Origin of the sequence: Silvanigrella sp. (assembly GCF_044369315.1) — a bacterium.
GTDB lineage: Bacteria > Bdellovibrionota_B > Oligoflexia > Silvanigrellales > Silvanigrellaceae > Silvanigrella.
The window spans coordinates 25,302-32,157 of the sequence record NZ_JBIPMD010000010.1; the positions used below are offsets into that span (position 1 = coordinate 25,302).

Below are 6,856 nucleotides of genomic sequence, written 5' to 3' on the forward strand. Positions count from 1 at the left end.
TTTCTAAAATTATCATTTTAATAATCAAAAATTTTCAACTATTAAATGTTCTTTTATTAGTGCAATAAATTTTTCAGGAAATTTAACCATTTTATTTGTTTTAAAATTAAAACTCACCAACTTAATGAATCCAGAAGCGGATAATTCTCCATTATCCATATTTTTAACTACAGATTCCATTTTAACTGAAACAGAAGATAGTTCATAAAATTTAGAAGTTATTTTAATATTATCAGAATAATAAAGTTGAGATTTATATTTAAAATTTATTTCATTTACGATCAAACCTACATTATCTTCACCAATAGATAATTCTTTAAAACCATAATTTTCAAAAAAAGAGCATCTAGCATCATGTATTATCGTAATTAATTTATCATGACCAAGATGGTTACCATAATTTAAATCACCAATTCGAATTTGATAATATTTCTCATTTTTATATATTATTTTTTCCATATACCATCCATTTTCAACTATAATTCAAATAATAATTCAAATAATAATTCAGTAAATAAAAAATATCGACTCCTCTAGATTAATGCTTTTATTTAGAAATAAAAATTTTGTCAATATTTTATAATTTGTTTAAATATTGCATAATTTTAAGAACTGATATAGCATAAACTTTATTATACTTAAATAAGGAATTCAAATGAAAATTTTGTTTATTTATATTTTAATATTAATTAACATTACTTCTTTTTCTTATGCTTCTGAAAGTAATAATGAAAAACAGTTATTTTTATACGACATGGTGAAAAACCACTAAATATGGAAATAGGGCAAATAAATTGTAAAGGATTAAATCGTTCTTTAAAAATACCAAAAGTTTTAGTTCAAAAATTTGGAAAACCAAGTTATATTTTTGCTCCAAATCCAAGTCATCAAATAGAAAAAAAGAATCAAAAGTATCCTTACAATCGCCCTCTTTCAACTATTGAACCAACAGCAATTCAACTTGGTTTACCAACAAATACCTTATTTGGATTTACTGAAGTAAAAGAATTTTCAAATGAAATTTTAAGTGACAAATACAATAATTCATTAATATTTGTAAGTTGGGAACACAATAAATTAGTTGAAATTGTAAAATACATTTATACAAAAGATAAAAATAATAAAGAAAAAGATATTCCAGATTGGCCTTCAGTCAAATACGATGACATTTATATTTTAAAAATTAAAAAAGAAAATAATTCTTTTCAAATTAAATTTTCTCAGGATAAACAAAATTTAGATAATGAAAGTGACATCTGTCCTTTTCCAATAGACTCTAAATAAAATTTTATTTGGAAATCCATTTATCGATAATAACAGGATTCCAATTTTTTATTTTATGAATCAATATATCTGGATCGGAGTCGCTTAATATGAATTCGGCATTTTCTTTGCGGATAAATTTTTCAGCAACAGCATTTTCAATTAGTTTTAGCAAAGAATCATAAAAACCATCAACATTTATATACCACAAGGTTTTTTATGTATTCCTAATTTCGACCAAGTAACAACTTCAAAAAACTCTTCAAAAGCTCTAACCCCCCCCCCCCGGAAGAGCAATAAAAGCATCGGAACGTTCACCCATTAAGCCTACATTTCCGCCGCCATAGACAAGAGTAAATCCTTTTTCAGCAATAAAGCGCCCCAAATTTTGAGCAACTTCCATATATTTAACTTTTGCCCCATAATTCGAACCACAAAAAACACAAATTTTTTTCATATACCATCAAGGTAAATGAGGAATATTAACTAGTTAATAAACAACTAAAAAAATATCATTGCCTAATTAAAACGGAATAAGATATAAGATTAAACGTGAGATTGATCAATGAGATTATTAAGGTGACAGTGTTTTTAAGAAATTAAAGTAAATAACCTTAATGTTAAAGCAAGGAACTTTTGGCATGAAAATTGTAATTAAGGTTGGTACTCAAGCTATATTATCTAACGACGGAACGGTTCTTGAAAGCACAATGCAAACATTAGTGTAACAAATCGCTTTTTTTCAAAGAGAGGGTCATCAAATCATTTTAGTCAGCTCTGGAGCTGTTGGATCTGGTAGAAAAGTAGCTCGAGAATTACTAGGCAAAGAATATGGTTCGTCTACAGGTGAAAAACAAGTATTAGCAAGTTTAGGGCAACATGAACTTATGCATGTATACTCTAATATGTTTAAAAACTATGGAATTCTTGCATCTCAGCTTTTGCTAACGAAACAAGAATTTCATACAAGACAACATTATTTAAATATTTCAAGACTGCTTAAAGAAATTTTACAACAAAAAAATATTATTCCAATAATTAATGAAAATGATAGTGTCGCAATTGAAGAATTGATGTTTACAGATAACGATGAACTTGCAGGATTAATTGCATCTCAAATAAATGCAGATAAACTCATTATTTTAACTTCAGTTAAAGGGGTATATAATGGAAATCCAAATCACCCTGAATCTAAATTAATTTCCAAAATCAATCCTATACTTGACGGCTGGCCTGAAGTTTCAACTTCAAAAACAACTCAAGGGCGCGGCGGAATGATTACAAAACTTGGCATCGCTCGAAAAATGTCTGAATCAGGAATTACAACACATATATGCAGTGTTCATGAAAAAAATATCATTCATGAAATTATGAATGAAAAAATTGTTGGTACAACAATTTTACCAACAAAAAAGAAATCAAATTTAAAACGCTGGATTGCTTTTAGTGATAGCAAACAAAATGGTGTTATTTTTGTTAACTCATGTTTACTTGAAATAATAAAAGAAAATAAAAGAGTCATAAGCTTATTACCTGTCGGAATTGAAAAAGTAAAAGGAGAATTTAAAAAAGGAGATTTAGTTGAAATTTGTTCTCCTATTGGAGATAAAATTGGTGTTGGCATTGCGCGTTATCATTCTGAAAAATTAAAAGAATATCTTGGTCAAAAAGGAAAGCCCGAATTTATTCATTATGATCACTTACATTTTAATATAGGAAAATAAAAAATGTATGAATTAAAAAATCAATTTCAAAAAACTAAAAAATCAAGCCATATTTTAAATAATTTAAGTGATCCTATTAAAAATGAAGTTCTTAAAACTTTATCAAAAAATTTAATTGAAATGCATCAAGCTATTTTAATTGAGAATGCTAAAGACTTAGAAAATATGAGCAAAGAAAATCCATTATATGATAGATTATTACTGACAAAAGAAAGAGTTCTAAATTTTGCAAATGATATTTTAAAAATAATAAAACTAAAATCTCCTGTTCAAAAAATTTTAAATGAAAAAACACTAGAAAATGGCTTAAAATTACAAAAAATAACTGTTCCGTTAGGAGTTATTGGAATCATATATGAAGCAAGACCTAACGTAACAATAGACGTTTTTACACTCTGCTTTAAGTCAGGAAATGCTTGTATTCTAAAAGGTGGGAAAGAGGCTCATTTTAGCAATTCAATTTTATTTGATATCATAAGAAAAACTTTAATAGAACATCATATCAATCCTGATATTGTTTATTTATTACCTCCAGAAAGAGAAGCAACAGAATATTTAATTCAGGCGGTTGGACTTGTTGATGTCTGTATTCCACGTGGAAGTAAACAATTAATAGATTATGTCCGAAATCATTCTAAAGTTCCTGTTATTGAGACTGGCGCAGGAATTGTCCATACCTATTTTGATTCCAGTGGAGATTTAGAAAAAGGACGTCGCATTATTGAAAATGCAAAAACCCGAAGAGTCAGTGTTTGCAATGCACTTGATACCCTAATTATTCATAAAAATAGATTAAATGATTTATATTCTTTAATTAAACCATTAAGTTTAAAAAATGTAGAAATTTTTGCAGATGAATTAAGTTATCATAAACTAATTGAAAATTACCCTTCTCCTCTTCTAAATAAAGCAAAAGAAGAAGATTTTGGAACAGAATTTTTATCTTTAAAAATGTCGATAAAGACTGTAAATTCAAAAGAAGAAGCCTGTGAACATATTTTTCAATATTCTTCTGGGCACAGTGAAGCGATTATTGCTGAAGATGAAAATACAATTCAATACTTTTTTCAAAATATAGACGCTGCTGCCGTTTATGCAAATGCACCTACTTCTTTTACAGACGGAGGAGAGTTTGAAATGGGTTCTGAAATTGGAATAAGCACTCAAAAATTACATGCACGCGGTCCAATGGGACTAGAAGAACTTACAAGTTATAAATGGCTTATTACAGGAAATGGCGAACAAATCAGAAAATAAAGTTTTATTTTTTACCAGAGTACAAGCCTTTCATCACTTTTTAAAGTCATTGGTTGATTTAATTGACATGAAAAGGTTTCTTCAAAATCTTCAGATAGCATCATTTGATTATGAACTCGTAATTTTAGAAGAAAATGTTTTTTTATCTCTTTTAATAACTTATCTTCTGATTCTAAACCACACCAATTTTTTGCATATTGAATAAAAAATTTCCTTTTTTCATTTGAATTTATTTTTTTAGTTTCAGGAAAATGAGTTTGATATGAAATTTTCAAACCAAGGAAATCAGCTATATTTTCATCTAAAGTAAGTTTTCCATCATTATTTTCTGCATTAAATAATTGAATCATTTTTTCAACTTCTTTATTAAAATATAATTTTTCATTTTCTGAGAGCCAAGAATTTATATTTCCAAATGCATCAAATTCAATTCCATTTCCATCAAATGCATGGGACATTTCATGAGCAATAGTTAAAGTTAATAAATAATAGTCTAATTTTTCTGATAATTTATCATCAAAAATATGTGATTTTAAAACACCATAAGGAATAAAAAACTTATTTAAATTACTTGTATAAAAAGCACTTGTATGTAGAGGTGAAAAAGGCCATTTAGATGAGTTTGTTTCTTGATTAATTTGATATATCATTAATTTGAAATCATTTTGTAAAATTGTCTTTTTATTATTTAAATATTTTTTTGGTTTTAGATTTAGCACAGGTTCTAAACCCCAGTCCTTTATATTATTAGGTTTCGCTATTTCAAAACGCATAAAATTAATCTTATTAATAGCATGATTTTTTGCAGAAGTCGAAAGCCATAGATTATTTTGAATATTTTTTTTAAATACATTTTTTATTTCTGATATGAGGTTGTAAATTTTTTCATAAGGAATTTCTTTATTATAGCTATAAAATAGCTCATAATCCAAATTTCTTTCAAACGCTTTTATAGTCGATAGATAGCATTGCTCTTCATTACTTTTATCCATATTAGAATTTTTAAAATATTTATTTTTAAAGTTTTCCTTTTGAAAATAAAAATCAGGAAATGAATATTTAATTTCGCCTTTAGACAATTTGTACCAAAGAATTAAAGATTGCAGTTCTTCTCTTGTGGCTTTTTGAAGCTGTAAATTCAAATGTATAAATACATTTTCTGGTATAATTAAAATTTTAATTTCACTAGGTATTTTAGATAAAATATTTTTAAAATGAATATATGGAAATTTTCTTACTACGACATCTCTGCTTATTTTTTCGTCTTTCATGAAAATATCATTTAATATTATCTCATTGGGATAAATATTTGCTATGCTTTTTTCAAATTCAAAAACATAATTGGCCATAGAAGCATAATTTTTAATATTCATACTTTTAAAAAATAATTTTATCATATTTATATATTCTATCATAGCTTCATTTTTAGAATAAATACTTTTATATTTTAATGGCAATTCATAAGTAAAAAATATATCTTTTATTTTATTATTTTCTGAGCTTAAACTTTCTTCAATATTATATAAATACAAATCACCATTCAATGCGTCTATTGAAATCTTATTTAATAATTCATTTTTATTACTTTTTAATATTTGATTTTTATACTTTTCTATCCATTCAAATTCCTCTAATTTTCTTGCATCTTCATTAATACAAGAATTATAATAATTTTTAATCATTTCACTTTTTGGTGAATTATTTTTCCTATTTAAAATTAAATTTATATAGTTTTTTCTATCATTATTTATTTCTTTATTAGAATCTTCATGACTATAAACATAATTATGTTTATTTTGAGGTAATTTAAAATTATTATTTTCATTTGAACAGACATAATCATAAAAGTCTTCGCAGGGAGAAATATCTTTATTTAACTTAAATTCTCTGTTTTTGAATGTTTTAAAATTTAACTCAATATTATTTGCTGGATATGCTATTTTTAAAATAAATATATTTATAAATAATATAATATAAAACATAAAATCTCCAAATATGATTCATTCTTAACATAAATCAAATAAATTTTTCTCTTAAAAATAAAGAGAGTCGCCATTTTGACAACCAAATAACTTAGAAAATTATTTTGATAGTTTCATTTGATTATTAACCCTTAAATCTGGTGAAGAATAATTACTATCTTTAAATATAAATATTTTTGAATAATATTTACTTGATCTCATTTTTATTAAATTCTCTAAATTCCAGTTATTAAAATTATTTGGTTTTACAATTTGAAATTTTATTTTATTTAATTTTATTTCGGCATTATTTTTAGAATTTTCTGATAACCAATTATTGCTTTTTAAAGAAAAAAAATATTCAACAAGTTCTTTATAATTTAATTTATAGCAAACATTTTGAGAATAGAGCTTAGAATCTGTAGATTTTTCAAAAATTTCATTTATTAATAAAAAAAGGGCTTTAGATATTATATTAAAATTTATATAATTTGGTATTATATTCATTAGCTGGATCTCATTATAAAATAATGCCAGTTAAGAGTTGAGAAAGATATTGTGAAGATTGAAGAAATAGCTCCAATTTGTTAGTTAATTGTTGCTTAAAAAAAAGTAACAAAGGAGCTACCAATGGATTGGCAGAACCAACTC

Annotated in this window: 8 protein-coding genes; 3 read left to right on the forward strand and 5 right to left on the reverse strand. The window is 25.2% G+C overall.

The window, feature by feature from the left end:
- Positions 1-24: 24 nt before the first annotated feature.
- Positions 25-459: an acyl-CoA thioesterase gene (locus tag ACIQ56_RS02020; protein ID WP_397599414.1), complete on the reverse strand. Its 435-nt coding sequence runs from the start codon at positions 457-459 to the stop codon at positions 25-27.
- Positions 460-774: 315 nt separating this feature from the next.
- Between ACIQ56_RS02020 and ACIQ56_RS02025 the strand changes: the two genes are divergently transcribed.
- Positions 775-1,284 (forward strand): hypothetical protein, encoded by a 510-nt coding sequence (locus tag ACIQ56_RS02025; protein ID WP_397599415.1) that lies wholly within the window; start codon positions 775-777, stop codon positions 1,282-1,284.
- A gap of 4 nt (positions 1,285-1,288) precedes the next feature.
- Here the strand turns inward: ACIQ56_RS02025 and ACIQ56_RS02030 are convergent, their stop codons facing one another.
- Both ACIQ56_RS02030 and ACIQ56_RS02035 read right to left on the reverse strand, forming a co-directional pair.
- Complete coding sequence (locus tag ACIQ56_RS02030; protein ID WP_397599416.1) at positions 1,289-1,474, reverse strand: hypothetical protein; 186 nt, start codon at positions 1,472-1,474, stop codon at positions 1,289-1,291.
- Positions 1,475-1,534: 60 nt separating this feature from the next.
- Positions 1,535-1,720, reverse strand: a complete 186-nt coding sequence (locus tag ACIQ56_RS02035; RefSeq protein ID WP_397599417.1) for an LOG family protein — start codon at positions 1,718-1,720, stop codon at positions 1,535-1,537.
- Positions 1,721-1,994: 274 nt separating this feature from the next.
- On the opposite strand from ACIQ56_RS02035, the gene proB reads away from it, so the two are divergent.
- Together proB and ACIQ56_RS02045 are read left to right on the forward strand one after the other, a co-directional pair.
- Entirely contained in the window at positions 1,995-2,987 is a 993-nt protein-coding gene (proB, locus tag ACIQ56_RS02040) for a glutamate 5-kinase (RefSeq protein ID WP_397599422.1), read from the forward strand.
- A gap of 3 nt (positions 2,988-2,990) precedes the next feature.
- Complete coding sequence (locus ACIQ56_RS02045; protein ID WP_397599418.1) at positions 2,991-4,244, forward strand: glutamate-5-semialdehyde dehydrogenase; 1,254 nt, start codon at positions 2,991-2,993, stop codon at positions 4,242-4,244.
- Between the two features lie 11 nt (positions 4,245-4,255).
- Here ACIQ56_RS02045 and ACIQ56_RS02050 read toward each other — a convergent pair whose 3' ends face one another.
- Both ACIQ56_RS02050 and ACIQ56_RS02055 read right to left on the reverse strand, forming a co-directional pair.
- Positions 4,256-6,226, reverse strand: coding sequence for a M13 family metallopeptidase (locus tag ACIQ56_RS02050; RefSeq protein ID WP_397599419.1), 1,971 nt, complete (start codon positions 6,224-6,226; stop codon positions 4,256-4,258).
- A gap of 99 nt (positions 6,227-6,325) precedes the next feature.
- The gene (locus tag ACIQ56_RS02055; protein WP_397599420.1) at positions 6,326-6,712 is read right to left on the reverse strand and encodes a hypothetical protein; all 387 of its coding nucleotides are present in this window, start codon (positions 6,710-6,712) and stop codon (positions 6,326-6,328) included.
- Between the last annotated feature and the right edge of the window lie 144 nt (positions 6,713-6,856).